This is a genomic window from Enterococcus sp. AZ101, assembly GCF_050499005.1.
Classification (GTDB): Bacteria; Bacillota; Bacilli; order Lactobacillales; family Enterococcaceae; genus Enterococcus_L; species Enterococcus_L ureilyticus.
The window spans coordinates 1,916,934-1,943,237 of sequence record NZ_JBMHEZ010000001.1 but is presented as its reverse complement, the minus strand read 5'-3'; the positions used below and the strand labels follow the sequence as shown (position 1 = coordinate 1,943,237).

23 protein-coding genes, 1 other RNA gene, 1 pseudogene and 1 other annotated feature are annotated in these 26,304 nt (G+C 34.8%); of the genes and pseudogenes, 20 read left to right on the top strand and 5 right to left on the bottom strand.

What is annotated here, in order from left to right:
• Positions 1-4: 4 nt before the first annotated feature.
• From IGJ50_RS09230 to IGJ50_RS09190, 9 genes and pseudogenes are all read left to right on the top strand, one after another.
• Entirely contained in the window at positions 5-1,048 is a 1,044-nt protein-coding gene (locus IGJ50_RS09230) for a tyrosine-protein phosphatase (protein ID WP_429949998.1), read from the top strand.
• Between the two features lie 264 nt (positions 1,049-1,312).
• Positions 1,313-2,149, top strand: a complete 837-nt coding sequence (gene licT / locus IGJ50_RS09225) for a BglG family transcription antiterminator LicT (RefSeq protein WP_069640237.1) — start codon at positions 1,313-1,315, stop codon at positions 2,147-2,149.
• A 200-nt stretch (positions 2,150-2,349) separates the two neighbouring features.
• Positions 2,350-4,230, top strand: a complete 1,881-nt coding sequence (locus tag IGJ50_RS09220; protein WP_429949996.1) for a beta-glucoside-specific PTS transporter subunit IIABC — start codon at positions 2,350-2,352, stop codon at positions 4,228-4,230.
• Positions 4,231-4,271: 41 nt separating this feature from the next.
• Positions 4,272-5,702 carry a 6-phospho-beta-glucosidase gene (locus tag IGJ50_RS09215; RefSeq protein WP_429949994.1) on the top strand — a complete coding sequence of 477 codons (1,431 nt, stop codon included), beginning with the start codon at positions 4,272-4,274 and terminating at the stop codon, positions 5,700-5,702.
• 571 nt (positions 5,703-6,273) lie between these two features.
• Positions 6,274-6,753, top strand: a complete 480-nt coding sequence (locus IGJ50_RS09210; protein WP_069639658.1) for a GAF domain-containing protein — start codon at positions 6,274-6,276, stop codon at positions 6,751-6,753.
• A 65-nt stretch (positions 6,754-6,818) separates the two neighbouring features.
• A pseudogene (locus tag IGJ50_RS09205) lies at positions 6,819-7,249 on the top strand (VOC family protein).
• Positions 7,250-7,360: 111 nt separating this feature from the next.
• The gene (locus IGJ50_RS09200) at positions 7,361-7,684 is read left to right on the top strand and encodes a DMT family transporter (RefSeq protein ID WP_069639707.1); all 324 of its coding nucleotides are present in this window, start codon (positions 7,361-7,363) and stop codon (positions 7,682-7,684) included.
• A gap of 141 nt (positions 7,685-7,825) precedes the next feature.
• Positions 7,826-8,193: a transfer-messenger RNA gene (ssrA, locus tag IGJ50_RS09195) on the top strand.
• Between the two features lie 327 nt (positions 8,194-8,520).
• Positions 8,521-8,853, top strand: a complete 333-nt coding sequence (locus tag IGJ50_RS09190) for a hypothetical protein (protein ID WP_429949992.1) — start codon at positions 8,521-8,523, stop codon at positions 8,851-8,853.
• Positions 8,854-9,125: 272 nt separating this feature from the next.
• Here the strand turns inward: IGJ50_RS09190 and IGJ50_RS09185 are convergent, their stop codons facing one another.
• On the bottom strand, positions 9,126-9,995 hold the full coding sequence (locus IGJ50_RS09185; RefSeq protein WP_429949990.1) for a LysR family transcriptional regulator: 870 nt from the start codon (positions 9,993-9,995) through the stop codon (positions 9,126-9,128).
• 125 nt (positions 9,996-10,120) lie between these two features.
• Between IGJ50_RS09185 and IGJ50_RS09180 the strand changes: the two genes are divergently transcribed.
• Positions 10,121-10,699, top strand: coding sequence for a DapH/DapD/GlmU-related protein (locus tag IGJ50_RS09180; protein ID WP_069639660.1), 579 nt, complete (start codon positions 10,121-10,123; stop codon positions 10,697-10,699).
• Between the two features lie 400 nt (positions 10,700-11,099).
• On the opposite strand, the gene IGJ50_RS09175 is transcribed toward IGJ50_RS09180, so the two are convergent.
• The 3 genes from IGJ50_RS09175 to IGJ50_RS09165 form a co-directional block, all read right to left on the bottom strand.
• Entirely contained in the window at positions 11,100-12,743 is a 1,644-nt protein-coding gene (locus tag IGJ50_RS09175; protein ID WP_429949988.1) for a YfhO family protein, read from the bottom strand.
• A gap of 267 nt (positions 12,744-13,010) precedes the next feature.
• Positions 13,011-13,925 (bottom strand): helix-turn-helix domain-containing protein, encoded by a 915-nt coding sequence (locus tag IGJ50_RS09170; protein WP_429949986.1) that lies wholly within the window; start codon positions 13,923-13,925, stop codon positions 13,011-13,013.
• 489 nt (positions 13,926-14,414) lie between these two features.
• Positions 14,415-14,726, bottom strand: coding sequence for a hypothetical protein (locus tag IGJ50_RS09165; RefSeq protein WP_429949984.1), 312 nt, complete (start codon positions 14,724-14,726; stop codon positions 14,415-14,417).
• Between the two features lie 191 nt (positions 14,727-14,917).
• Here IGJ50_RS09165 and IGJ50_RS09160 point away from each other — a divergent pair, with 191 nt between their 5' ends.
• The 10 genes from IGJ50_RS09160 to IGJ50_RS09115 all read left to right on the top strand — a co-directional run bounded on the left by IGJ50_RS09160 (position 14,918) and on the right by IGJ50_RS09115 (position 24,344).
• Complete coding sequence (locus tag IGJ50_RS09160) at positions 14,918-15,235, top strand: hypothetical protein (protein ID WP_069639663.1); 318 nt, start codon at positions 14,918-14,920, stop codon at positions 15,233-15,235.
• Between the two features lie 159 nt (positions 15,236-15,394).
• Positions 15,395-15,442, top strand: a sequence feature (sodium ion sensor (DUF1646 type); this cis-regulatory element may regulate processes involved in with the transportation of sodium ions).
• Between the two features lie 158 nt (positions 15,443-15,600).
• On the top strand, positions 15,601-15,927 hold the full coding sequence (locus IGJ50_RS09155; RefSeq protein WP_429949982.1) for a hypothetical protein: 327 nt from the start codon (positions 15,601-15,603) through the stop codon (positions 15,925-15,927).
• On the top strand, positions 15,914-17,917 hold the full coding sequence (locus IGJ50_RS09150; RefSeq protein WP_429949980.1) for a V-type ATP synthase subunit I: 2,004 nt from the start codon (positions 15,914-15,916) through the stop codon (positions 17,915-17,917). Before IGJ50_RS09155 ends, IGJ50_RS09150 begins: the two co-directional genes overlap by 14 nt.
• Positions 17,918-17,933: 16 nt before the next feature.
• Positions 17,934-18,407 (top strand): V-type ATP synthase subunit K, encoded by a 474-nt coding sequence (locus tag IGJ50_RS09145; RefSeq protein WP_069639666.1) that lies wholly within the window; start codon positions 17,934-17,936, stop codon positions 18,405-18,407.
• Between the two features lie 13 nt (positions 18,408-18,420).
• Positions 18,421-19,002 (top strand): hypothetical protein, encoded by a 582-nt coding sequence (locus IGJ50_RS09140; RefSeq protein ID WP_069639667.1) that lies wholly within the window; start codon positions 18,421-18,423, stop codon positions 19,000-19,002.
• Positions 19,003-19,110: 108 nt separating this feature from the next.
• Entirely contained in the window at positions 19,111-20,112 is a 1,002-nt protein-coding gene (locus IGJ50_RS09135) for a V-type ATPase subunit (protein ID WP_069639668.1), read from the top strand.
• A complete protein-coding gene (locus IGJ50_RS09130) occupies positions 20,102-20,413 on the top strand; it encodes a V-type ATP synthase subunit F (protein ID WP_069639669.1) in 312 nt (103 codons plus the stop codon). Before IGJ50_RS09135 ends, IGJ50_RS09130 begins: the two co-directional genes overlap by 11 nt.
• Positions 20,414-20,557: 144 nt before the next feature.
• Complete coding sequence (locus IGJ50_RS09125) at positions 20,558-22,339, top strand: V-type ATP synthase subunit A (RefSeq protein WP_429949977.1); 1,782 nt, start codon at positions 20,558-20,560, stop codon at positions 22,337-22,339.
• Positions 22,332-23,708: a V-type ATP synthase subunit B gene (locus IGJ50_RS09120; RefSeq protein ID WP_069639671.1), complete on the top strand. Its 1,377-nt coding sequence runs from the start codon at positions 22,332-22,334 to the stop codon at positions 23,706-23,708. The genes IGJ50_RS09125 and IGJ50_RS09120 overlap by 8 nt, the downstream gene beginning before the upstream one ends.
• Positions 23,709-23,714: 6 nt before the next feature.
• The gene (locus tag IGJ50_RS09115) at positions 23,715-24,344 is read left to right on the top strand and encodes a V-type ATP synthase subunit D (RefSeq protein ID WP_429949975.1); all 630 of its coding nucleotides are present in this window, start codon (positions 23,715-23,717) and stop codon (positions 24,342-24,344) included.
• Positions 24,345-24,701: 357 nt separating this feature from the next.
• Here IGJ50_RS09115 and IGJ50_RS09110 read toward each other — a convergent pair whose 3' ends face one another.
• Positions 24,702-26,150, bottom strand: a complete 1,449-nt coding sequence (locus IGJ50_RS09110; RefSeq protein WP_429949973.1) for a lectin like domain-containing protein — start codon at positions 26,148-26,150, stop codon at positions 24,702-24,704.
• Between the last annotated feature and the right edge of the window lie 154 nt (positions 26,151-26,304).

Below are 26,304 nucleotides of genomic sequence, written 5' to 3'. Positions count from 1 at the left end.
AATAATGCAAGCACTTCAAGTGAAAAGAATTGGGGATGAACTTGAGATTTGTATTCCTGATACAGTACAATTACCTGTGAAAGTGTATTATGGAACAGGTAGTACAACTGAAAATAAAACTGGATATATAGAATTTACTGAAAAAGGGTGGCAAAAGACAAAAGATCCCAATTTTCAAGAACGACTTTATTTTCAACTACAAACCGATTCTGAACTATTTATTGGAGCAGAACGCCGTTTGCCATTAAATAATTTGTACAATTGTCGTGATATGGGCGGTTATCTTACTACAGATGGTCGATTAACAAGATGGGGGCAGGTTTTTCGATCAGATGCGTTACATCAAATTGATTCTCAAGGACAAGTTTATATGGAACGGATGGTTATAAAAAAGATTATTGATTTTCGTTCACCAGAAGAAATAGTGAAAGATCCTAACAAAATGATTTCAACGAGTGAGACGTTTAATTTTAATCCTCATGCTGATTTAGCACAGCAGGCGAGTACACAATCTATTTCCAAAAAAGATGAAGATAAAATCGCTCATTTAGAACAACTAGTTCAGACTGAAGCAGGTCGAAACCAGTTGTATAAGAATCGAAATATGATGATCAAACAAATGGAACAATTGGTGATAGGAACAAATGCGATCGAGGCGTACAAACAATTTTTTAAAGTCCTATTGCAAGCTGATGTGACTCCTCTTATTTTTCATTGCCAAGGTGGCAAGGATCGAACTGGTTGGGCAGCTGCTTTGTATCTGGCTGCCTTAGGTGTGGATAAAGAGACAATTTATCAAGATTATTTACTAACAGATAAAATGAATGCACCTAGAAATGCCAAACGAATGGCTATTTATAAAAAATATACGGACAATGAAGAAGTTTTGCTATTTCTAGCATCGCTGCAGCAAACTAGAAAAGACTATTTAGATGGTGCTTATAAAACTGTGGAAGAACAGTATGGCACGATGACGAATTACTTAAAAGAAGTACTAGGGATAGACAGTGATCACTTAGAAATACTTAGAAATAAATATTTATATTAGTATTGTGTATGGAGGGAAATAACAAGGTAGACAAATAAAAGCTACCTTGTTATTTGTTTGCTATACGTTTCGTAACAATAATAGTTTAGTATCATTATTACCTGGTCTAAAAAAAAGCGTTCTTTTTTCCTTTGTTGACAACGCTTTACTTTCATGTTTTAATAACAAGAGAAATCAAGATTGTTACTGAATGTTCAGGCTATACTTAATTTCTTTTATAGACATTTTATTAGCTAGCTGATCTAATCTCATTGAGGAGATATTATGGAAGTAAAAAAAGTAATCAATAATAATATTGTAAAGTCTCTTGATGCTGAGGGTCACGAAGTATTAGTGATGGGTAAAGGTATTGGTTTTAAAAAAAATATCGGTGATATCATTGAAGATACTCTTATTGAAAAAGTGTATACTAGTAATGCTGATTCGAATACAAATAAGCTTACGCAGTTACTTTCCAATGTTCGCTTGGAACATTTACAAGTAGCAAATGACATAATTGGTTTCGCCAAAGTTTCTCTAGGCAAAAAGCTAAATGAGAATATTTATCTTACATTAACTGATCATATTGATTATGCGATTGATCGACATAATAACGGTCTGCCTGTTAGGAATGCACTACTTTGGGAAATCAAGCGATTCTATAATCATGAATATTTGATTGGTAAAGAAGCATTAAACATAATCTCCAATCGTCTAGATATTTCATTACCAGAAGATGAAGCTGGTTTTATTGCATTGCATATTGTGAATGCAGAACTAGATTTGTCACAAGTTAGTCAGGTTTCTGAAATGACAAAAGTCATTCAAACAATTATCAATATTGTTAAATATCATTATAAAACTGATTTAGACGAGTACACATTGAATTATGAACGATTTATTACGCACTTAAAGTTTTTTGTTCAACGCTTATTTAGCGGAATTGAGCTGGATAAAGACAAAGATGAAGGTTTCTTATTTATGTTAAAAGAGAAATATCAAGAAGAATATCTTTGTGCACTGAAAATTCGTGAGTATATCGGCAAAGAATTTGGTCGTGATCTACAAGAAGATGAGATGATCTATCTCACTATCCACATAAGAAGAATAACCAATAATTAGAGGATTGTTACTGCACAAGAGCAGGCTATACCTAAGAAAAATCTCTTTGACATAAGAGGTTTCTTAGGTATTTTTTCATGTTGTTTTATGCACTTTATGAGCTGTTTTTTTTAAAATAAAAATTTTATTACGACAAAAAAGGATCCCTCTGATTTCAAGGTCAAATGTTTTTATTACACGTTTAATTTAGGAGGAAAGAAATGAACTATCAACAATTAGCTAAAAAAATTATTGAAACTATTGGTGGAGAAAAAAATATCAGTGGCTTGACTCACTGCGCAACAAGATTACGTTTTAATTTAAAAGATGAAGGAAAAGCGCAAACTGATGTGCTAAAGAATACAGAAGGGGTCATGGGTGTAGTCTCAAAAGGTGGACAATACCAGGTCATTATCGGTAGTGATGTCGGTAGTGTGTATAAAGAGATCTTGAAAGAAAGTCCATCGTTAGATGAGCAACAAATTGAATCAACAGAAAAAGACGATCGTAGGGCAGCATCGAAAATTATTGATACGATTACTGGTATTTTCACGCCTATTTTACCTGCGATCACAGCAGCCGGAATGTTAAAAGCTGTTCTTTCGTTATTAGTTGTTTTTAATGCAATTGATAAAACTGGGCAAACTTATATCATAATTGATTTTATGGCTGACTCAGCGTTTTACTTTTTACCGATTTTATTAGCAGCCTCTTCTGCTCAAAAGTTTAAAACTAATATGTATTTAGCGATGATGGTCGGTGGTATTTTGCTTCATCCTAACTTTGTGGGAATGGTCAATGCAATTAAAGAAGCTGGTGAAGGCGGAATACATCTTTTTGGAATGCCGATTTCGGCTGTAACATATGGCTCATCAGTTATTCCAATTATTTTGTCAGTTTGGTTTATGTCCTATGTAGAACCAATTGCAGATAGAGTATCACCAAAAGTAATCAAGTTCTTCAGTAAACCATTGATTACGATTGCAATTGTCGGAACCGTGTCATTAGTAATCATTGGTCCAATCGGGTATTTGATTAGTGATGGGATCTCAAATGGCATCAAAGCATTAGAAAGTTTTAGTCCCTGGTTAGTACCAACAATTATTGGTGCTTTTACTCCGTTGTTTGTAGCAACAGGGACCCACTATGGACTTGTTCCAATCGGGATTAACAATCGGATGACCACAGGTTACGATACTGTGATTTATCCAGGTATGTTAGCCTCAAATTTAGGTCAAGGTGCTGCATCACTGGCAGTCGGTCTTAAAAGTAAAGATTCAGCAATCAAACAAATGGCGGCCTCAGCTGGTTTGACTGGTTTGTTTGGAATTACTGAACCTGCATTGTACGGAGTTAATTTACGATTTAAAACACCACTTTATGCAGCGATGATCGGCGGCGGATTAGGTGGATTATTTATGGGAATTGGCCGAGTAAAAAACTTTACAGGTGGTTCACCAGGTTTGTTAACACTTCCGAGTTATATTGGAGACGATACGTTAAGACATCTATATTTAGCCTGCATTGGTGCTGCAATTAGTATTACAGTCTCTTTTGTAATCTCTTATATCTTATATAAAGAACCAACTGTCAAAGCAACACAAAATGTTGTGAATGATTCAGCAGTAAATGAAGCCACAGTAGAAAATATCTTAGACGTCGCAAACCCAGTTAAAGGCGAGATCGTTCCTTTAGCATTAGTTGAAGATGGTATGTTTTCAGAAGAAATTTTGGGAAAAGGTTTTGCAGTTAAGCCTATTGAGGGAACTGTTTATGCTCCTTTCTCAGGAATGGTTACTGCTATTTTCGATTCTAAACATGCGATTGGTTTAACAAGTGATTCAGGTGTTGAGTTGTTAATCCATATTGGAATTGACACGGTTCAATTAAATGGAGTCGGTTATGAATATTTTGTTGAAAAAGGAAGAAAAATTCGAACAGGTGATAAATTAATTGAATTTGACTTAGATAAAATTGCTGAAAAAGGCTATAATATAATTACACCCGTTGTTGTAACAAATTCAGTAGATTTTGGTGATATTATTACATTGACCAAAGCATTGTCTGAACCAGGTGAGCAAGTAATGAAGGTTATTCGATAATAAGAATTCCTTTATTCTAATAAATTGGAGGATGATTTGACATGGCATTTAGAAAAGATTTTTTATGGGGTGGCGCAACTGCAGCCAATCAATGTGAAGGAGGCTATAACGAAGGCGGCCGAGGGTTAGCGAACGTGGATCTAGCACCAGTTGGACCAGACCGTTTTCCAGTGATCACAGGTGAGAAAAAGATGTTCGCTTTTGAGGAGGACCATTTTTACCCTGCACAAAATGCGATCGACATGTACCACCGTTATAAAGAAGATATCGCACTATTTGGCGAAATGGGGTTTAAAACTTACCGTTTATCAATTGCCTGGAGCCGTATTTTCCCTCTAGGAGACGAGACAGAGCCCAATGAAGAAGGGTTGAAGTTCTATGAAGATTTGTTCAAAGAATGCCGCAAGCACAATATCGAGCCTCTTGTAACGATCACGCATTTTGATTGTCCAATGCATTTAGTTGAAAAATATGGCGCGTGGCGCAGTCGTGAAATGGTTGGTTTTTATGAGAATCTTTGTCACGCAATTTTCAATCGTTATAAAGGCTTAGTGAAATATTGGTTAACCTTCAACGAAATCAATATGATTTTACATGCACCATTTATGGGTGCAGGTCTTTATTTTGAAGAAGGCGAAAACAAAGAACAAGTCAAATATCAAGCAGCACACCACGAACTATTAGCAAGTGCGATTGCCACAAAAATTGCTCACGAAGTTGATCCAGAAAACCAAGTTGGCTGTATGTTAGCGGCTGGCACAAACTATGCCTATACGTGTAAACCAGAAGATGTTTGGGCAGCGAAAAAAGCTGATCGTGAGAATTTCTTCTTTATCGACGTTCAATCTCGCGGAGAATATCCAGCATATGCGTTGAAAGAATTAGAACGTGAAGGCATCAAATTACCAATTGAAGAAGGCGATTTAGAATTACTGAAAGCACACACAGTAGACTTTATTTCATTTTCTTATTACTCATCACGTGTTCAATCAACGGATCCAGCAATCAATGAAAAAACAGCTGGAAATATCTTTGCCTCAGTGAAAAATCCATATCTAGAAGCAAGTGAATGGGGTTGGCAAATCGATCCACTAGGATTGCGTGTGACAATGAATGACTTATATGATCGTTACCAAAAACCATTATTTATCGTTGAAAACGGCTTAGGTGCAGTGGATGAACCAGATGAAAACGGCAATGTGATCGATGATTACCGAATCGAATATCTAGCGGCACACATCCAAGCGATGAAAGATGCAGTAGAACTTGATGGCGTAGATCTTTTAGGCTATACGACATGGGGCTGTATCGATCTTGTTTCAGCTGGAACTGGCGAAATGAAAAAACGCTATGGATTCATTTATGTCGATCGCGATAACGAAGGAAATGGCACCTTGAAACGTTCGAAGAAAAAATCATTTGACTGGTATAAAAAAGTCATTGCGACAAATGGGGAAGATTTGACGAACTAAGAATTTCTGTTTAAAAGTATACGAAAAAAAGTTGTCTTGGACATGTTATGCTCAAGACAACTTTCTTATTATAATTTACTATAATCATGGTGAGGTTTCGGACTGTGTTTTAAAAATGAAAGAGCAGCAAACATAATTGCTGATAATGTTGCTCCTGTAACCAAAATCTTTTTCATAATACCTCATTCCTTTCATCAGATTTGTATATAGGATTAAGTACATAGAGTGCACATACGTGGACGGTAGGATTCGAACCTACACCTCATCAGGTCGAGAATAAACATCCGTTAGTCCTCAAAGAGTTTTAACACCACGTTCATCCACAAAATTATTGGTTGTTTACTATGATTAAACTATAGCCTTAATAGATTAAATCAAACATAAAAAAGGTTGAAAAAAGTGTGAATTCATTTGAAGTTGTTATGAAGAGTATGAACTTCAATATGAGAAAAAATGGAAATAAGATACAGAATAATTGAAAATCAATGAAAACTCTTAAAGATAAATTTATGCTATAATAAAATGAATAGCAGTAGTACTGATTCCAGATGGAAAAGAGCGTGAATGAACAATGTGGAAAAGCAAAAAAGAGAAAATAGAGGCGTATGAACTTCTAGTCCAACAACAAGCTGCAATCATTGAAATTGAACAGGATAAAATTGCCAATTTAGCAAATTCTTCAGCATTGTTGGCGGATGCCTTACCGAATACAGTTTTCGCTGGTTATTATTTGTTTACAGGAGAAGAATTAGTTTTGGGACCGTTTCAAGGTAAAGTCTCTTGTACCCGAATCAAAATGGGGAAAGGAGTCTGCGGCGAATCTGCTGAAAAGCGAGAGACGGTGATTGTGACTGATGTGAAAAATCATAAAAACTATATTTCGTGTGATTCTGCTGCACGATCAGAAATTGTTGTACCACTGGTCAAAGCAGGAACGTTGTTTGGTGTTTTAGATTTGGATAGTTCAGTGACAGATGGCTATGATGAAATAGATCAAGAGTATTTGGAACAATTTGTTACAGCGCTCTTAAACAATACAGATTTTTCCTGAAAACGGAGCATTCCTTTCGCCTAATCTATTTTCACATGAGATAATCGAAAGAATAGATTGAGAGGATGATGAACATGTTAAAAGTGTATCTGAACTTTAAGAATGAGGCAGCTGCCGCAATTGCATTTTAAGAAAAAGTATTTGATGTAAAAAGCGAAGAAGTCATGACTTTTGCCGATGCTCCCGAAGATCCAGAACACCCCACACCTGCAGCATGGAAAGACTTGATCGTCAATGCGTCGATGACGATAGAAGGAGTTCCGGTTATGTTTTCAGATGTTCCAGACGGAATGGGCTGACGTTTGTGAGAGGCAATAATGTTTCTTTAGTGATCAATACGGATGATGAAGCAAAGCTTGATCTGTTTTTCGCCAGTTTATCAGAAGATGGGCAAATAACAATGCCGTTTGGGGAAACTTTTTGGTTTAAAAAATATGGGATGGTCATAGATAAATTTGGAATCAACTGGATATTAAATTACACTGTAGATCGTTGAGTTTATATCGGTGCGATTACATATAGTCGAATAAGAATCATCGAGGGATGTTGAATGACTAAATCTTTCGATGATTTTTTAGAGTAAGTAATGGAGGAGGAGAGTTATGTGATTGGATACTTGTATCTATTTGTTGCTATAATAAGTGAGGTCATTGCAACAAATTTATTAAAGGCAACGGATGGGTTCAGCAAATTACTACCATCAGTTGAATGCTTGATTGCTTATATTGTTTGTTTTTACAGTTTATCTAAAGCAATCAAATATATGCCTTTAAATGTAGCCTATGCGTTATGGGGAGCGATCGGGATCATATTGATCACTATTTTTTCCGTGATATATTGGAAAGAACAAATCAATACACCTACGATCATTGGTATTGGTTTTATTGTGATTGGAACGATTCTTGTCAATACATTTGGGACAGGTCACTGATTTTTAGAATGGTTGCGCCATTGTCAGTTTCTTTTGTTATCATGTATGAATAACGAGGCAGTAAATCAGCCTCTACTCCTTTGAAAGTCTGGAAAAATATGTTATACTAAGCAAAGCATAAAATATGCTATCAATCATAACGGGGACGTTACGGATTCGACAGGCATAGTTGAGCTTGAATCGCGTTTCGTAGGTTACGTCTACGTAAAAACGTTACAGTTAAATATAACTGCTAAAAACGAAAACACTACTTTCGCTCTAGCTGCGTAAAAACAGCGGGTGAAGATCCTCCCGGCATCGCCCATGTGCTCGGGTAAGGGTCTCAAATTAAGTGGGATACGTTAAATTTTTCCGTCTGTAAAATTTAAAAGAGATCATCAGACTAGCGAGAGTTTGGGCCTGTTATGCGGCATGAACTTCAGCGAAGCCTTAAAATAGTATGACTATGAGCGTAGAAGTTTAAGTGACAATGTGTTTGGACGCGGGTTCGACTCCCGCCGTCTCCATTTTTAGTAAATGTGAGAAGAAAAGTTGAAACGAAGAAATAGTTATAAACGCCTTTTTATAAGGGTTTATGGCTGTTTTTTTATTTTTTAGTAAATGGGAGAAAAAGGAAGTAATGCAAAAGTTACTGATTTTGTATTAGAAATAAAAAAAACGGCGTTAAGTATCAGCGTAAATTAAATTCATTAATCAATAATTATAGTTCTTGAACTATTAAAAATATTAAGAAGTCGTGAATCCGACAATAAAAAGAAGTAAGTTGGTCTAAATGAATGTTAATGTGCGTTATTCGTGTATTTCTTTTTATCCGTTACATATTTAAACGTTTCTTTGTGAAAAAGAGATTGTTTATAAGTGGTAGTTTAGTAGTTTTTGGGTTAATGTTGAATGCTTTATTACCAGTGGTGGCATCAGCCGAGGATTTATCGCCTAGCGAAGTATTTTATCGAGACCACATAGTCGTGTATAATGTGGCAGCAAAAGCACCACAATTAAAAAATGAGGCACCACTTGATCCAGGAGGTTCATTTATAAGTGGCGGTGGTTTTGTAGGGGCAAGATCAAGTTCAGGTAGATCAAGGCAGACAAGTTATCGAAGTAATTCAAATTATACATCTTCTAGTAGTAGAAGCTCATCTGGTCGTTTTTCCGCAGGACGGAGATAATAACAAAACAAGTAGATAGCGTAAAAGTGATCTACTTGTTTTGTTATTACTCAAAGTCTAAATCACCATGATATTAATTTTGGGTGTAATCCTGCTGAAAGCCTACATTATATCCACTTTTGAAAAGAATAATTTTATAGAAATTTCTAAATGATTATCCTTTCTCTCATCAAAATTTTGTATTCAACATCATGAAGCTTCAGCTTAAGGCTATTTTCATAAATAATTGAATTTTATAAAACACGACTTTTGATCGTTATACAAGTGAACGATTACAGTGAAGCTTTAATCATGCGTAAGAATTCTTTTGAAGCCCGTGAAAAGAATTGATCTTTTTTCCAAACAAGATTGACATTTGCACTCAATGGAGGTGAGAAAGGAACAAACGTTAGATTTGTATTGGTTGTATTCACAATACCATCGATACAAAGAACACTGGCGACATTCTCTTTCACCAACAGTGAAGCATTGTAAAGTAAGTTATAAGTACCAATCACATTAAAATGATCCATATTTCCACCAAGCCATTCGGAGAGTTGATTATCAACCAATGATTGGTTTGAAATGAGCAAAGGTGTACGTTGAATATCTTTTGGTTGGACTTTGTCTAGGTTCGCAAGAGGATGCAAGTTATTGACTAATATTCCCCAAGAATCGATTAGAGGCAGCCGAATATATTCGTATTTTTGTTTTTCTACAGGGTCAATAACGAGTCCAAAATCTAAAAGCCCTGTATCAATTTTTTCTAATACATCATCAGCATTTCCACTATAAAGATGGATGTCAATTTCCGGGTAGTCGTTTCTAAGATCGTGAAAAATACGACCAAGAAACTCAAACGCTTGTGTTTCTCCGCCACCGATCGTTATTTGTCCACTGATTATTTCATTTTTAATAAGGTTTGTTGTTGTTGACTCAACTAAAGATAGAATTTCTTTTCCTCTATTAATTAAATAGATACCATCTTCCGTTAAAGTGATAAATCGATTTCCTCTAGTAAATAATGTAACACCTAGCTCTTCTTCTAATTCTTTTAATTGTTTTGAAAGAGTCGGCTGGGACAGATGTAAGACTTCAGCGGCTTTACTAATTGTTTTTTCGCTTGCAACAGTTAAAAAATAGGTTAAAACACGAAGTTCCATGGACTATTCCCTCCTATAACTAAAATGAATAGTTATATATATTTAATTGGTATTAGTTAAGTATAACGGGTTTAGGTATAATTTGGATAGTGAAAAATGAACGAATATGTAAGGAGGGAAAATGAATGTCAGCTTTAGAGTTACAGCAGAAGATTATAGGGAAAGAGATATTAAAAGATTCGCCCTTATTTAAAGAAATCCATTTGGTCAAACAGGATAATGAACGATTAATAATGTTGTTGAATGCAAAATATTATTCCAATGAAGAGGTTTTACAGTATTTAGGGAGAATTACTGGACAAACAATTGATTCATCGGTAAAAATTTCTCAACCTTTCTATACTGATTTTGGGAAACATATCACTTTTGGTAAAGATATTTTTATTAATCAAAATGTTACGTTTGTTGATTTGGGTGGTATTACGATTGAAGATCAGGTGTTAATTGGTCCAGGTTCTAGATTAATTACAGTGAATCATTTGATTTCCCCCGAAAAAAGACGCGGAATTAAAGTAGAGGCGATTTGTATTAAGAAAAATGCGTGGCTTGGGGCAAATGTGACGGTTTTACCAGGCATTACTATTGGAGAGAATTCGATTGTTGCTGCGGATTCAACAGTAACAAAGGATGTTCCTGATAATGTGGTTGTAGTAGGAAGTCCAGCCAAAATAGTGCGAAAGATTGAAGAAGATGACGAAACGTAAAAGAATACGGGGCATTTTACTGCTAAGTGTAATAACTTGCTCTAATTGCACAACAAACGAAAAAATTAAAAGATCCACTTCCAATAAGAATTTGTCCGACTACAATCAACACAAAGTTATTCGCGAAAATTACAGACTGAAAAGCCGTTGATGGAATGTTTAGTTTGAGAAGTAAATCAAAGAAAATACGACTAGACCTCGACTGAGCAAATAGAAGGAAGAAGGCCAGAATAAATCATTTAGCAACTATTTGCGATGGCTGTTCACCTTTTTCGAAAGAAGGACACAGTTCAACTATCTAACGTCAAGAAATAAGAAGAACTTCCATCTTATTTCTTGACGTTTCCTTCGCTTTCAATTGACTGAGTCTATACAGCGAAATTTGAAAAGAGAAACTGTATCACTTGTTGAGTATTTTTTTGCCTATATATTGAAAGCATAGTATCCCAAAAATCAATATTGAAAAAATAACCGAAATTTTTTGAACCAATGTTTTCTTATATGAAATAGAAAGAGCATGCTCCCCTTCATTAAGTTTTACAGTAACGAGTCCTGCTTTATTATAGTTAGGAATCACTTTTTGATTATCAATGACTTCATAGCCTTTATAGAAAAACTTGGGTAGTTGGACTTCTTGAGTACCATTAGTTCGTAACGTAAAGTGGTTATAATTATATTTGTTGCTACTTGGATCAGAAAAATTAGTGGTAGAAGGAACGCCATCAATAATCAGAGCGGGACTGGCAAAATATTTTTTGAAGTCAGTGTCTTTTACTAAATATTCTTTCCCATGACCGATTTCCGATTCATAAAAATCAGAAAAATTTTCATTTGTCACGGTCACATTGTTTTGAATGCGAGCTTGCACTAAATTATTACTATTAAATCCAATTGTTAAAAAAATAGATAATGCAATAAATATTAGAAACTCCTTTTTAGAATCCAGTTGAAATTGTTCGATCAAATAAACTGCAAGTAGACTAGCAAAAAAAGAAGCAAATAATAATAGTCTCCAAGGAAATTGAATCGTTGCTAGGATTGATGTTTTAAAAAATGCCCATGGGAAAAGGTTAGTAGCCAGTAAAATAACAAAAAGAGTCAGTAACGTGAGTCGTTGAGTCGTTTTTGTGAGTTTAGGGTAACTAAATAGAGCAGCGATAATGGTTACTAAGAGAAACAAGCCAATATTCGGTTTTAGTTCGGTAAACGGGGCACTTAAGTTGGTAAGACTATTTATAAATAAATCGCCTAAACTAAAATGCAAACCGTTCGCCCATAATGTGGTGTTGTTAAAATTAAATTTTAGCTGTTCGATTTGTTCTAGATAAGGGAATAAAAACCAGGCGGATAAACCAACTGTTAATAAGAAAGCTTTAGTAAGGCTTTTTAGCTGAGCTAGCTTGCACTTTTTCCAATTGAATATGAGAAAAATAAGTAGCAAGAGAAAAGAATAAAAAGCTGTGATCAAATGACTGGCAATCAACAAGCTCATTCCTATTGCGAGCAGTTTCCAGTGATGTTGATGCGTATAAAAAAGGGTGTAAATACCTAAGACTAATAAAGGTAAAAAGGCAAATGCTAATGTTTCACCAAGTGCAGCTCTAACAGACTGATCGATTAAACGATAGGTAGATAGCGTATAAAAACAAGAAAATAGCAAGGATGATTTTTTTGAATGGTGTATAGAATAGAAAAAATAATAAGAGATAATAGCTGTAATAAAGCTGATAAATAGTTGAAATAGGTAGTAAGAAGATACGAAAGAAAATCCACCAATTCTAAAAAGTGCAAATGGCAGCAATAAAATAGAAGGATAAAATAAATCAGCACCGTATCCAAAATTTAGCCCCATTGTAGGAAAGATGCGTGGGAAAAAATCTAAATGCTTTACCGCTAAGGTGTAGCTTTCTAATCTGGTTCTGTGAAATAAAAGGTCATCTTGACTGAAAATATAGTTATTAAAAAAATAAGGAAAGATAGAAGTAATACTAATCAATATTAAAAATATAATTATAATTCCGTTTTTTCTAAATATAAAATTCAATTTATGTCGCCTTCTTTATCTTTTTTTCTTTATTTTAACAGAAAAAATAATAATTATGAAAATAATTGGACTAGTAGTATCAAAATAGAGAGGCGAAAAGACTTTGAATAAAAAGTGAACTAAAGGGTTGAAATTGATAACATGATGTAGTATTATAAATGTACCCTAACAGTATTTCATTTTACTCAATCCGAGTAATACTCCTTATCCCACCTTGAAAAAGGTGGGATATTCTTGTTTTAAGGTGATTTTAAAACATAAAATAGACTAAGTTTCTTTTAAAAGTCCAACTGAATAGCTGCTTAATAATTTTTCACCATCTTTTTCATGGGTGAGAATCTTTACTTCTTTTTTTACTTGTGCAGCCTGCAAAGTATCTCCAGTATTTTCTAGTAAGTGAATGAAATCATAGACACGTTCCATATAAAAGGGTTCGCCTTCACGAATGTAATTTAGAAGGTTCGACAAATACTGCAAATTCAATTTGAAACTATAATTCTCACTTTGTTTATCTTGTTTCTTAGCTAATCTGATATATTTTTCAGCACCAATATAATCTTTGGCATACAATTTTAAGGAGATTAGGTTAATCAGAATATTATAGGCAAATTTTTTAGTAGTGAAGTCTCGCTGTTCCTCATATTTGATGGGAAACATTCGAGCAACCAATAAATCAGCTTGTTTTGCGCTAAAAAAACGAGTTAAGTTCGCAGTGATTACATAGTCATATTGAAGATAAAATGATTTTTTTAATAGTTCTTCAAAAATATCATTGACTTCTTCTGATTTAATTGGCTCGACCTCTTTCCAGTGCGCGTGGAAAAAATTCTTAATCGCTATATAGTTTGACAGTTCTCTTAAGTTTTTTTCTCTTTTATCATTTAATGAATAAAAGTAAGTTAATAATTTTTGTTTGGTTGTTTTATTCTCTAAGTGAGCGCCACAATAATAAAAAAATTCTCTAAAATCTTGTTGCTCTTTGTCGAAAGTTGTAAAACTAAAGAATTCATCCGCATTAATAGAAATCTGTCCTAATATTTCTTCCAATTCATTTACTTTTAAAGAACGCTTACCACTTTCAATTTTTGAATACGTAGAAGGATCTGTGTATTCTGACATCATTTCTCTTTGTGTAAGTTTCAATTTTAATCTAAAAAAACGTAAGGTTTCTATGATATTCAAGCGTTTCTCTCCCTTCTTATGCGATTATAGCATGGAGTAATCATAAAATTCTTGTTTTTAATAAAAAAAGATGTAATATATTAGGTTTTTATGCCAATTTCGCACTTTTCAATATTTCTACTTTATTTTTTCGAGTCTGTTTGTTATTCTTTACTTAAGGAAAATTATTTGTTTGCAAACGTTGATCCGAAAAAAAATGATTTGGGGGTGCGCTAATGCTATCATTAATGGCTCTAGTCTCTAGTGTTATTTCTGTATTTGTTATTACTGGTGGGGGCTAGATAGATTATTAAGGTGCCTTATATTTGAGTTTTAGAAGACAATGATGTAAACAAATAATTTAACTAAAAAAAACTAAATGTATAAGTAAAAAGTGCGTAACAAAAAAAGTGCAAAATAATAGCTTCTGATTTACTTTTCCTGTTGAATGAAGTAAATCAGAGGCTATTATTTGTTTTTTTAAGAATCTTTAGCAAAAATGTCTTTGGCTTATGTTTCACTTATATATTGTTCTATCTGATAATTTTCTGCTAAAGATTTTGAGTAAACTTTTTCTTGAACTTTTTTCATATAATAGAAAAAGGCACTTTCGCTTTCGGTTGGTTCTTCTGTAACCAGAATCTCTTTATAATAAGTTAGTGCAATTTCCTCAGAAAAATAATAAGAATCGTTTTTTAAAATAGACAAACGAAGTGTATCGCCAAATAATATATTATTTTCTTCAGAAAAAAGATCTTTTTTCTGATCGACCAACCATGTATTATGGAAAGTCGTCGTTATTTTGATTAAATTTTGTTTCATTTAGTTGTTCTCCAATCGTTAGCTTAATAGACTCTACTTTGATTATATCAAATAGTCCGTAATTTTAAACAAAAAGATTGTTTAGAAGGATTGTTGATTTTGCTGAATGATTTAAATAATCATCAGATCAGGAAGAGATATGATAGAATAAGCAGTGGAATAATTTAGTGTATATGGAGGAGCAAATAAATATGAAAAAAATTACACCTAAAATGTTTATCACACTATTAGAAAATAAAGAAGAACGGTTTGTGGTGGTGATCAATCATTGGTTTTATTACATAGAACAAGGACGTATTTATAGATTTCAACAACATAATAACACGAAGATGCTAACACTGTTAAGTTCATTTTATGCAGATGAGATTGATGATCTGTTGATGAAGGATGGGTTGAAAAAGAGTATTATCGATCAAATAAAATATGATTGGTTTACAGACGTCTGGAAAGAGACGCTCATGGAGCGTATCGGACGTTCATACTATGATTTGGAAGTATTTTTTTTCTGAAAAATAGGAGAGCAAGACAAATCTATTCTAACAATAAGTTTTTTGTTTGCTCTCATGAGTAAAACTTCTTTCCTAGCTTTTTTAGTTAGATAAAGTTTACTTGTAAAGAAGTTGTAATTTCAGATTATTTTTGCTAAGATAAGGTTATACAAATAAAATGGTTGGGCGTAAGCTTCAAGGATCAGGTTCTTCAAGGGGTGAGAAGAATGTTTTTTTGAACTTATGCCCTTTTTTATTTTTTAAGGGAATAAGTTTGTGCTTTTTGTCAGTTAAAGTGCAGATTATTCCCTTTTTGATTGTAATAAAGGCTGATACGTACAATAATAAAATGGAAGAAGAACGACTTAAAAGATAGGGGTGAAAAAATGGTTTTAGAAGCTTTGGACAAAATTCGTGAAGCAGAAAAAGACGTAGAAGTAATGAGACAACTAGTTAAAGAAGAACTTACTGTATACGAGCAAGAAAAAACAGATGCTTTAAAGCAAAAAAAAGAGGAAAGTCAAAAAAAAGTAACGTGTTTACTTCAAGAGTTAGAGACACAAAAAGAACAACAACTGCAAAAAGAAAAGGACCTGCTATTAAGTGAAGCAAAAGAACAAAATCAAGATTTCGAAAAAAAATATGAAAAAAATAAAGAGTCGATCATTGATTATGTAATAGAAAGGGTGAAAGAAATCTATGGCAGTCAATAAAATGGAAAAAATGACAATTATTGCTGCGTCTGAAAAAGAAGAAGAGATTCTTCAAGCTATACAAGGACTGCAAACGATCGAGGTCAAAGATTTTTTTCATTCAAATGTAGATAGCTCTTATATAGAAAAACATTTTGCTTCAACATTGTTGAAGGAAGATCCAACGCAGCAAAAACATTTTGAAGCAATGTTATCTGAAATTCAAGAAGCATTAACTTTTATTGAACGATTTTCAGAGAAGTCCTCCAAAAAGAAAAGAATAAAAAGGCAAGTCCTGACTTTGGGTTCGTTAGAAAAAAAGTTTGATGAACCTAAAATCAGTAAGTATCTAAGAGAAATTGCCTTTCTTAAAAATGAGTTAACTAGACTTGCATCAACAAGGAAAGAATTAGTAACAAAAGAAAAATGGTTGGCTCGTTGGCAATATTTAGATGTAGTTCCTAAAAAAAATGTATTAGAAAGTAGCAATCTTTTATTGGGCTCAATCAATGCTGCGAACCAGTCCCTTTTCTTAGCAGATTTAGCAAATGTGAATTCTGTTTATGTAGAGGAAATTTATCACAGCCAAAATCATATATATTACAGTTTACTCTATTTAAAGAATCAAACTGCTGAAGTAGCGGAGGTTATTGCAAAATATAGCTTTAACGAATTTAATTATCCATACGATCGTTTGCCTAAGGAAGCATATCAACAAAATAAAGAAAAACTGACTGCACTTGTAGAAGAAGAAAAGCAATTAAAAGTTAAATTATCTTCTTATCATGCTTATTTAGAAGAGTTATATTTAGCTGAAGAGATGACTTACGCTTTTATTCATCGTGAAGCGGCTAAAAAGCATCTCTTGAACACTTCTTACTTTTTCATTATGCAGGGGTGGATTCCTGTAGACGAAAAAAACGAGTTATTGACTGTCTTGCAAGAAAATAGGCCAAAAGATGAACTTTACATCGTTTTTGACTTACCTACAGATGATGAAATTCAATTGGATATTCCAGTGAAGTTAAAAAACAATTCTGTAGTAGCACCATTTGAGATGCTGACAGAAATGTATAGTTTGCCCAAATACGATGAGATTGATCCAACGCCGATCATGACGCCTTTTTACATGGTGTTTTTTGGGATGATGGTAGCCGATATTGGCTATGGACTGATTATGTTAGTGGGAGCATTGCTTGCACTCAAGTTAATGGTTTTACCACGTGGAATGAAGCGATTTGCAGATTTCTTTCTGATCTTATCATTTCCGACGATTATCTGGGGGTTTATATATGGCTCGTTTTTTGGTGCTACTTTACCCAAAGTATTATTCAGAATACAGCTCCCGTTTCCTATTTTATCAACCACGGAAGATGTGAATACAATTTTGATTTTATCGGTTGTTTTCGGATTTATCCAGTTATTGACTGGTTTGATGGTCAATGGGATCGAGTTAACGAAGCGTAAGCGTTATTTAGAAAGTATCAGTGAAAGTTTTGCATGGCAAGGGTTACTGATCGGATTAGTGATCGTAGTTTTAGGTATGTTGATTTTTAGTAATGATGGGTTTGTTACAGTGGGAATCGTTGTAGCTGCTATTTCAGCCTTATCGATCATTGTCGTACCAATCATTCAATCAAAATCAAAAGTCAAAGGGTTAGCCAAAGGGTTATATGGCCTATATGGTTTGACAGGGTATATTGGTGATCTAGTTAGCTATACGCGTTTGATGGCTTTAGGTATTTCTGGTGGAAGTATTGCGGCAGCATTTAATATGTTAGTAGAATTTATGCCGCCTGCTGCACGCTTTACCGTTGGGATTGTATTGATCATAGCCTTACATGCATTGAATCTCTTTTTAAGTTTACTAAGTGCTTATGTACATGGTGCACGATTGCAATATGTAGAGTTTTTCGGAAAATTTTATACTGGCGGTGGACGGGCATTTAATCCACTAAAAGCTGAAGAAAAGTATATGAACATTGAAAAAAAATCAAAAGTAAAAGACTGATGGAGGAATAAAAAACATGATAGATTACTTAATTAACAACAATGGCGGCATTCTTTTCGCCGTTTTAGGAATGGCAATGGCAACAATTTTAGCTGGGATCGGTTCTGCTAAAGGGGTTGGTTTTACCGGGGAAGCTGCGGCAGCATTAACGACTGAACAACCAGAAAAATTTGGTCAAGCATTGATTTTACAATTATTACCAGGTACGCAAGGGTTGTACGGATTCGTTATCGCGTTCTTGATTTTTATTAATTTAGATAACAGCATGTCAATGGTTCAGGGATTGGATTATTTTGTAGCGTCTTTACCGATTGCATTTGCGGGTTTGTTTTCTGGTATCGCTCAAGGTCGTGTTGCAGCGGCTGGTATTCAAATTTTAGCTAAAAAACCCGAACACGCAACAAAAGGGATCATTTATGCTGCGATGGTTGAAACATATGCCATTTTAGGGTTTGTTATCTCATTCTTACTTGTACTAAATGTGAAGTAGTAGGAGGATAAAAATGGATGCAATTGAAAAAATTGTCGAACAGATTCTAGAAAAAGGTCGAATAGAAGTTTCTGAGCAAAAAAAAGTAGAAATTATGCGGATCGATCAAGAATATCAAGAACAAGAAGAAGCGTTGTATTTACAAGAAGCAAAACGAATTGAAAAAAATGAAGAGCAAACTATGAAAGCCTTTAAGCAAAAGCAAAACCGTCAACAATTAGACATAAAACAAGCAACTTTAAATCAAAAACAAGGTTATCTAGAACAGCTTTTTACAGAAGCAACTGAACGTATGAATGATTGGTCGGAAGTGGAATTTCAACAGTTTGTAGAACAAATCATTCATCAACTGCCAATAGAAGGACGAGCTGGTCTGAAACTAGGAGAGTTTTCCAAAAATAAACTGTCTGATCAATGGCTACAAGTACATTCGCCAGAGAAACTAGTTTTGGTTTTAGAAAAAGAAGTGATTCCAAACGCTGGAGGCTTTATCGTAGCAAAGGATGGCATTGAGTATAACTTTTTATTTTCTAGCCTTGTGCAAGAAATCAAGAAAATAGATAGTTTTAAGGTAGCGAAATTGCTTTTACAGTAACAAAGGTTCTTTTACTCATAGTGAGTTAAATTGGATAAAAAAGCTTTTTAATAACTAGATATAGAAATAGAAATGATTTGTTTCACTTTTTATGACAGGAGGATCATGATGAAAGAAACTGCGTATAATCAAATCAATCCTTTGATTCGTCTTAAAGAAACAGAACTGCTAAGCAATGCTCAGTACGAGCAATTATTGACTGCAAAAACTGTTGAAGAACTAAAAGATATCTTGAAAAATACAGTTTACAACGCTTATATGACGGATGATTTTGCTGAAAAGTTTGACTATATTTATGCAAAAGAAAAAGGGAAATTGTATGAGTGGCTGTACGAAATGGCACCCGAACCAGAAGTGATCACAATCTATACGTCAAGAGCCACTTTTCATAATTTGAAAGTATTGACGAAAGCAGAGCTAACAGGTAGGGACTTGGATTATTTATTTTTAGATGACGGACGATATTCTATAGAAACGCTAAAAAGTGCGATTCGTACCCGAGTGTCTACAGAATTACCTGAAGCTTTGATGGATGCTATTCTTGAAGTATTGGATTATTTTCAAGAATCATCTACATTGCAAGCAATCGATATCATTTATGATCGGAATTTTTTGACCTTTCAGCGCCAATTAGCTGAATCCTTAGAGAATAAAGATATTGTGAGAGAAGTTGCTGCATTTATTGATTTGACGAATATATCCACGATGGCTAGAGGAATTATTCAAGGGCAGCACGAGAATTTTTTATCAACTGTCTTATCTAGTTCAGGGACGATCGCAAAAGAGAATTTTCTTGCCTATGCCAAACAATCATTACAGGCTTTCACCGATTTTACATTAAATACAGCGTACGGTGGACTGTTAACAGCGATTGTTTCTACTAGTACAAAAGAATTAGATTTAATTGCCTTTGAAAAGGTTAAAGATAATTATTTAACAAGTTTGTATGACAAAGCAAAAATCATGGCCTTTGGGCCGTTGCCACTCTTGGCATTTCTAAATGCTAAGGAAGTGGAGTGGAAGAATTTACGGTTGATTTTAGTTGGGAAACGAAGTGGTTTTCCACTAGAAGTCATTAGAGAAAGGATGAGGATGACAGATGACCTATAAGATCGGCGTAATCGGTGATAGAGACTCTGTGATGCCTTTCAAACTTTTTGGCTTTGAGGTTGTCTACGCAATTTCGGAAAAACAAGTGAGAGAAACGATTGAAATAATGGCCAAAGATGATTTCGGTGTCATTTTTATCACAGAAGATGCTTCTGAATTAGCTGTTGAAACGATTGAACGTTATAAAAGTAAAGTCACACCTGCTATCATTTTGATCCCAAGTCATAATGGGACAAAAGGGATCGGGCTGAAAGAGATACAAGATAATGTGGAGCGAGCAGTAGGGCAAAATATTTTGTAGGATGTTAGAGTACTTTACAATAATATGTGGGATCTAGCTTTACGAGTCAGCTTTCGACTGAGAAACACAAGGAATAACTGAAATGATGTCGAACCGTAACAAGCGACTTTAGGAGCATTACTACATTTGATAGGAGGAATGATTTTGCAAACTGGTACAATTATTAAAGTATCTGGTCCTTTAGTCATGGCAAAAAATATGTCTGATGCAAGTATTCAGGATATTTGCCATGTGGGAGAATTAGGTGTTATCGGAGAAATTATCGAGATGCGGGGAGACGTCGCATCGATTCAAGTATATGAAGAAACAACAGGCATCGGACCAGGTGAGCCTGTCGTAACGACTGGTGAAGCGTTATCGGTTGAATTGGCGCCAGGATTGATTTCAGAAATGTTTGATGGCATTCAGCGGCCACTAGATACATTTGCACAAGTAACAGAAAGTAATTTTTTAAGTAGAGGCGTTCAGATTCCAGCATTAGACAGAAGTAAAAAATGGTTGTTTGAGCCAACTGTTGCTGTAGGAGATAATGTTTCAACAGGAGATATTATTGGGCTCGTCCAAGAAACGAAAGTAATCCCACACAAGATCATGGTTCCATATGGCATCAAAGGGAAGGTCAAAGAAGTGAAACAGGGTGAATTTACCATTGAAGACACCATTTATGTGATTGAAACATCGATAGGAGATCAAGAATTTACAATGATGCAAAAATGGCCTGTTCGCCGCAGTCGTCCGATTCTGGAAAAAGTAAATCCAGATGTTCCTTTATTGACAGGACAACGTGTGATCGATACCTTTTTTCCAGTAACTAAAGGTGGCGCTGCTGCAGTTCCAGGACCTTTCGGAGCTGGTAAAACAGTGGTTCAGCATCAAATTGCGAAATGGGCAGATGTTGATTTAGTGGTTTATGTTGGCTGTGGTGAACGTGGAAATGAAATGACCGATGTGTTGAATGAGTTTCCCGAGTTAATTGATCCAAATACAGGTGAATCTGTTATGGAACGCACCGTTTTGATTGCTAACACGTCTAATATGCCGGTAGCAGCGCGTGAAGCATCGATCTATACAGGAATCACAATTGCTGAATACTTCCGTGATATGGGCTATTCTGTTGCGATCATGGCAGATTCAACTTCCCGGTGGGCAGAGGCACTTCGGGAAATGAGTGGCCGTTTGGAAGAAATGCCAGGGGATGAAGGGTATCCAGCTTATTTAGGCAGTCGTTTGGCAGAATATTATGAACGTGCCGGCAAAGTTGTAGCTTTGGGTAAGGATCATCGTGAAGGCAGTATTACTGCAATCAGTGCAGTTTCGCCATCGGGTGGAGATATTTCTGAACCAGTGACACAAAATACATTGCGTGTGGTCAAAGTATTTTGGGGACTAGATGCGACTTTGGCACAAAAACGTCATTTTCCATCCATTAATTGGCTACAAAGTTATTCTTTGTATGATTCAGAAGTTGGCAAATATTTAGATCAACAGCTTCAGGTGAATTGGTCTGATATGGTGATGGAAGGGATGAGGATTTTACAAGAAGAATCGCAATTGGAAGAAATCGTTCGCCTTGTTGGGATTGATTCGTTATCTGATAAAGATCGTTTGACGCTAGAAGTTGCGAAGTCGATTCGTGAAGATTACTTGCAGCAAAACGCTTTTGATGATGTTGATACCTTTACTTCAAGAGAGAAACAATACAAAATGCTTCGCTTGATTTTGACTTTTTATGAAGAAGGACAAGTTGCTTTGACATTAGGGGCATATTTGTCTGAGATCATGGCTGGAACCGTTGGATTAAGAGATCAAATAGCTAGAAGTAAATATTTACCAGAAGATGAAATTGACCGATTAGATGGTCTAGTTGATGAAATCAAATTAACCTTAAAACAAATTATTGCTGATGGAGGGATGACAAGTGATTAAAGAGTATCGTACAATCAATGAAGTTGTTGGTCCCTTAATGATCGTTGAAAAAGTGGAAGGCGTTAAATATGAAGAATTGATCGAAGTCCGAATGCAAAATGGAGAGATCAGACGTGGGCAAGTGCTTGAAATAAATGGTGACAAAGCAATGGTTCAAATTTTTGAAGGAACGAGTGGAATCAATCTGCGTGATTCAAAAGTCCGTTTTCTTGGTCATCCATTAGAGTTAGGCGTTTCAGAAGATATGGTTGGTCGGATTTTTGACGGTTTAGGACGTCCTAAAGATAACGGACCTGAAATTTTACCTGAAAAAATGGTGGATATCAATGGTGAAGTGATCAATCCAGTCGCTAGAGACTACCCTGACGAATTTATTCAAACAGGAATTTCAGCGATCGACCATCTAAATACATTAGTTCGAGGGCAAAAGCTACCAGTTTTTTCTGGATCAGGTTTACCCCATAAGGAATTAGCCGCACAAATTGCTCGGCAAGCAAATGTATTAAACAGTGATGAAGAATTTGCTGTAGTTTTTGCCGCAATTGGCATTACGTTTGAAGAAGCTGAATTTTTCATGGAAGATTTTCGTCAAACTGGCGCTATCGATCGCTCAGTAATGTTTATGAATTTAGCCAATGATCCAGCAATCGAACGAATCGCTACACCAAGAATGGCATTGACGGCGGCTGAATATTTAGCTTATGAAAAAGGCATGCACGTTTTAGTGATCATGACAGATATGACTAATTATTGTGAAGCACTAAGAGAAATCTCTGCAGCGCGTCGTGAAGTTCCAGGACGTCGTGGCTATCCAGGTTATCTTTATACGAACTTAGCCACATTGTATGAACGTGCTGGACGAATTAGGGGCTTAAAAGGCTCTGTAACACAGATCCCAATTTTAACAATGCCAGAAGATGATAAAACACATCCAATTCCCGATTTGACAGGATACATTACCGAAGGACAAATCATTTTATCTAGAGAGCTGTATAAAAGCGGGATTCAACCGCCAATTGATGTACTGCCGTCACTTTCTCGTTTAAAAGATAAAGGGACTGGAGAAGGAAAAACTCGGATCGATCATGCGCCGACAATGAATCAATTATTTGCAGCTTATGCACAAGGGAAGCAAGCGAAGGAATTGGCTGTTGTCCTAGGCGAATCAGCACTTTCAGATGTCGATAAAATCTATGCTAAATTTGCGGATCGTTTTGAAAAAGAGTATGTAAATCAAGGCTTTTATACGAATCGTTCAATTGATGAAACGTTGGATTTAGGCTGGGAACTATTATCGATGTTGCCAAGAACGGAATTAAAACGAATCAAAGACGATATGTTGGATGAATACCTGACTGAAGGAGAGTGATCGAACATGGCACGGCTAAATGTGAATCCTACTCGAATGGAGCTCTCTCGTCTAAAGAAACAACTAGGTACGGCAACTCGAGGACATAAATTATTAAAAGACAAGCAAGATGAGTTGATGCGCCGTTTTATTTTACTTGTCAAAAAAAATAATCAACTACGGATCGATGTAGAACAAGAATTAACAACAGCTTTGTCTAACTTTGTATTAGCGAATGCAACGTTGAATGAAGCTTTTATCGAAGAATCAGTTGCAATTCCAGCAAATGAAGTCACACTAGATGTGATTGAAAAAAATATCATGAGCGTGACTGTACCAATCATGAACTTTTACTATGATGAAACGGTAGTCGAAGCACCATTGAATTATGGCTATCTAAATTCAAATGCAGAATTAGACGGAGTTTTTGATAGGATTTCGACGATTTTACCCAAATTGTTGGAATTAGCTGAAGTGGAGAAAACATGCCAGCTAATGTCAGAAGAGATAGAGAAAACACGTCGTCGAGTGAATGCATTAGAATATATGACGATTCCTCAATTAGAAGAAACGATTTATTATATCCAGATGAAACTGGAAGAAAATGAGCGAAGCGAAATTACTCGTTTGATCAAAATAAAAAATATGGGTAGTTAAATAAAATAGAAGTAAGTGAGAACATTAAAAAATTGATTTGTTCTTACTTACTTCTTCATTTTCTTATGGAAATCGTATAGTTACCGATATAGTTAGTGAGTGAATAATAGTTTTTATTTGAATCAGATAAAGTGGCTAAAACAGGTCTCCCTTCATTTAGAGGAGTAGACGAATTAAAAGAAGTACCGTGATGGTTTACGATTATTTCTTTCGGTGCTTTATATCATGATCATTCAATTTGGCTGTTAGTTGTTGAATTGCTTGAAGTAATGACCGTTTCTAGTTGTCGAGATTCTCCTTTATACATAATCATATTTTTTCTTTTATAGTTAAAAATTCTGATGATACTTCGGGTAATTATTTTAAATCATCCGTATAAACATGGATATAAAAGTCAGTTTTGAGACTTTGAAAATTTAAAGAAGTATCAGAACGGCTAGAAGAATAAAACGATTGATTACTTACATCTACTTTATCAGATATCCAAGTAAACTCAGCAGGAAAATATGCAAGAGCTACACCATCAGGACGTTTAAACTTGATTACAACTGAAAATTTGTCTTTACTATAAATAGGAATATGTTCTTTCAAACGAACGGTTTCAAAACCTGGTGATTCTTTTATTCCTTCTGCAACTTTGATCAGATTTTTCAGGTTTTTATTTTCAGTACCATTAGGATTTATATAGATTTCATAAGGCGTATTATATTGAACGGTACGAATTCCAATGGCTTTAATAATTTCATGATTATTTTTTGGCGCATCATAGTTGTTACTAAGGTAGTAATGTGGACTATCAATAGAATAACTTGATTCTGTGCTAGGGGTAATGAAATCAGTTTTACTATATTGATGTTCATAATTATTATTGTTTTCAATAGAGCTGATAGCATGTGAGTCGTTCGTCATAAGATGATAATCTTCATATGACACATAAAAATAACCACCATCATTATATGAAGTCCCCCAACTGTTTTTTACTATAAACGCACCATTTTGTGATGGCGGGGTAGAAAAATTATTTTTGCTGAAATTATCATCCCAACCAACAATTAGACACACATGATTGATAGCACTTGGATTATTCTTTATCGCAGTAAAGTAAGAATCAGTTTTAGCATTGTAGTGTGCGTTCGTTGATTGTAAATATTTACCATTGTTGCGAAAGGTAACACCACCATTGGTGAGTGTTTCTTTTTTTATTTCATTGACTCTGGCTACTTGTTCAGAATTGGTATAGTCTTTGCTCAATTTTGGTATATCAACAATTCCTTGGACATGGAAAGGAGTTGGTTTATCCAAATCTATCAAGGACAATGGCTTAAGTGATAATTGAAAAGGCATATCTTTTTCTAAAACTGGAGATTTCCATCGAATTGAACTGTAAAACGTAGCGGCTTCTTGTCCACCTGCCCCTAAGTTACGATTATAAGCTAAAGGGTTCTCATTTAAAATAGAAGTGGCATTTCTTGCAAAAAAATAATCACTATGACGTTCAGAAAGGGAAATCGGTGTTCCATTTTTTTTCTCGTAATGATGTTCCAATGCTGCATTTGAAGCGAAGGCCCAGCAGATATTTAAACTGCCTTGGTTTTTAACGGCTAAATTATTCGTGGTTCTTGGATCATGAATTCTTGGTAACGTTGTTCTTGTTTGTCTTTCCAATAGTTTAGGTTGCTCGATTGCAGGACTATTATCAGGAATGACACCATTTGTTGGTGGGGAGGCTAGGACCTCATTTGATGGATACAAGAATAGAACACTAAACAATAACAACCCACTTTGTTTAAACAATCTTTTTTTCATGATTCTCCCCTTGATTTTATTTTGTCACGTAATTATTATAATATATTTTAATTTATATGTACAATATATTTAACTTTATTTTTGGTCTATAATTAGTGAATAGGTTTTATTTCCGAAAAAAAAATTATTGAGGAAGTTATGAATTGATAACTTC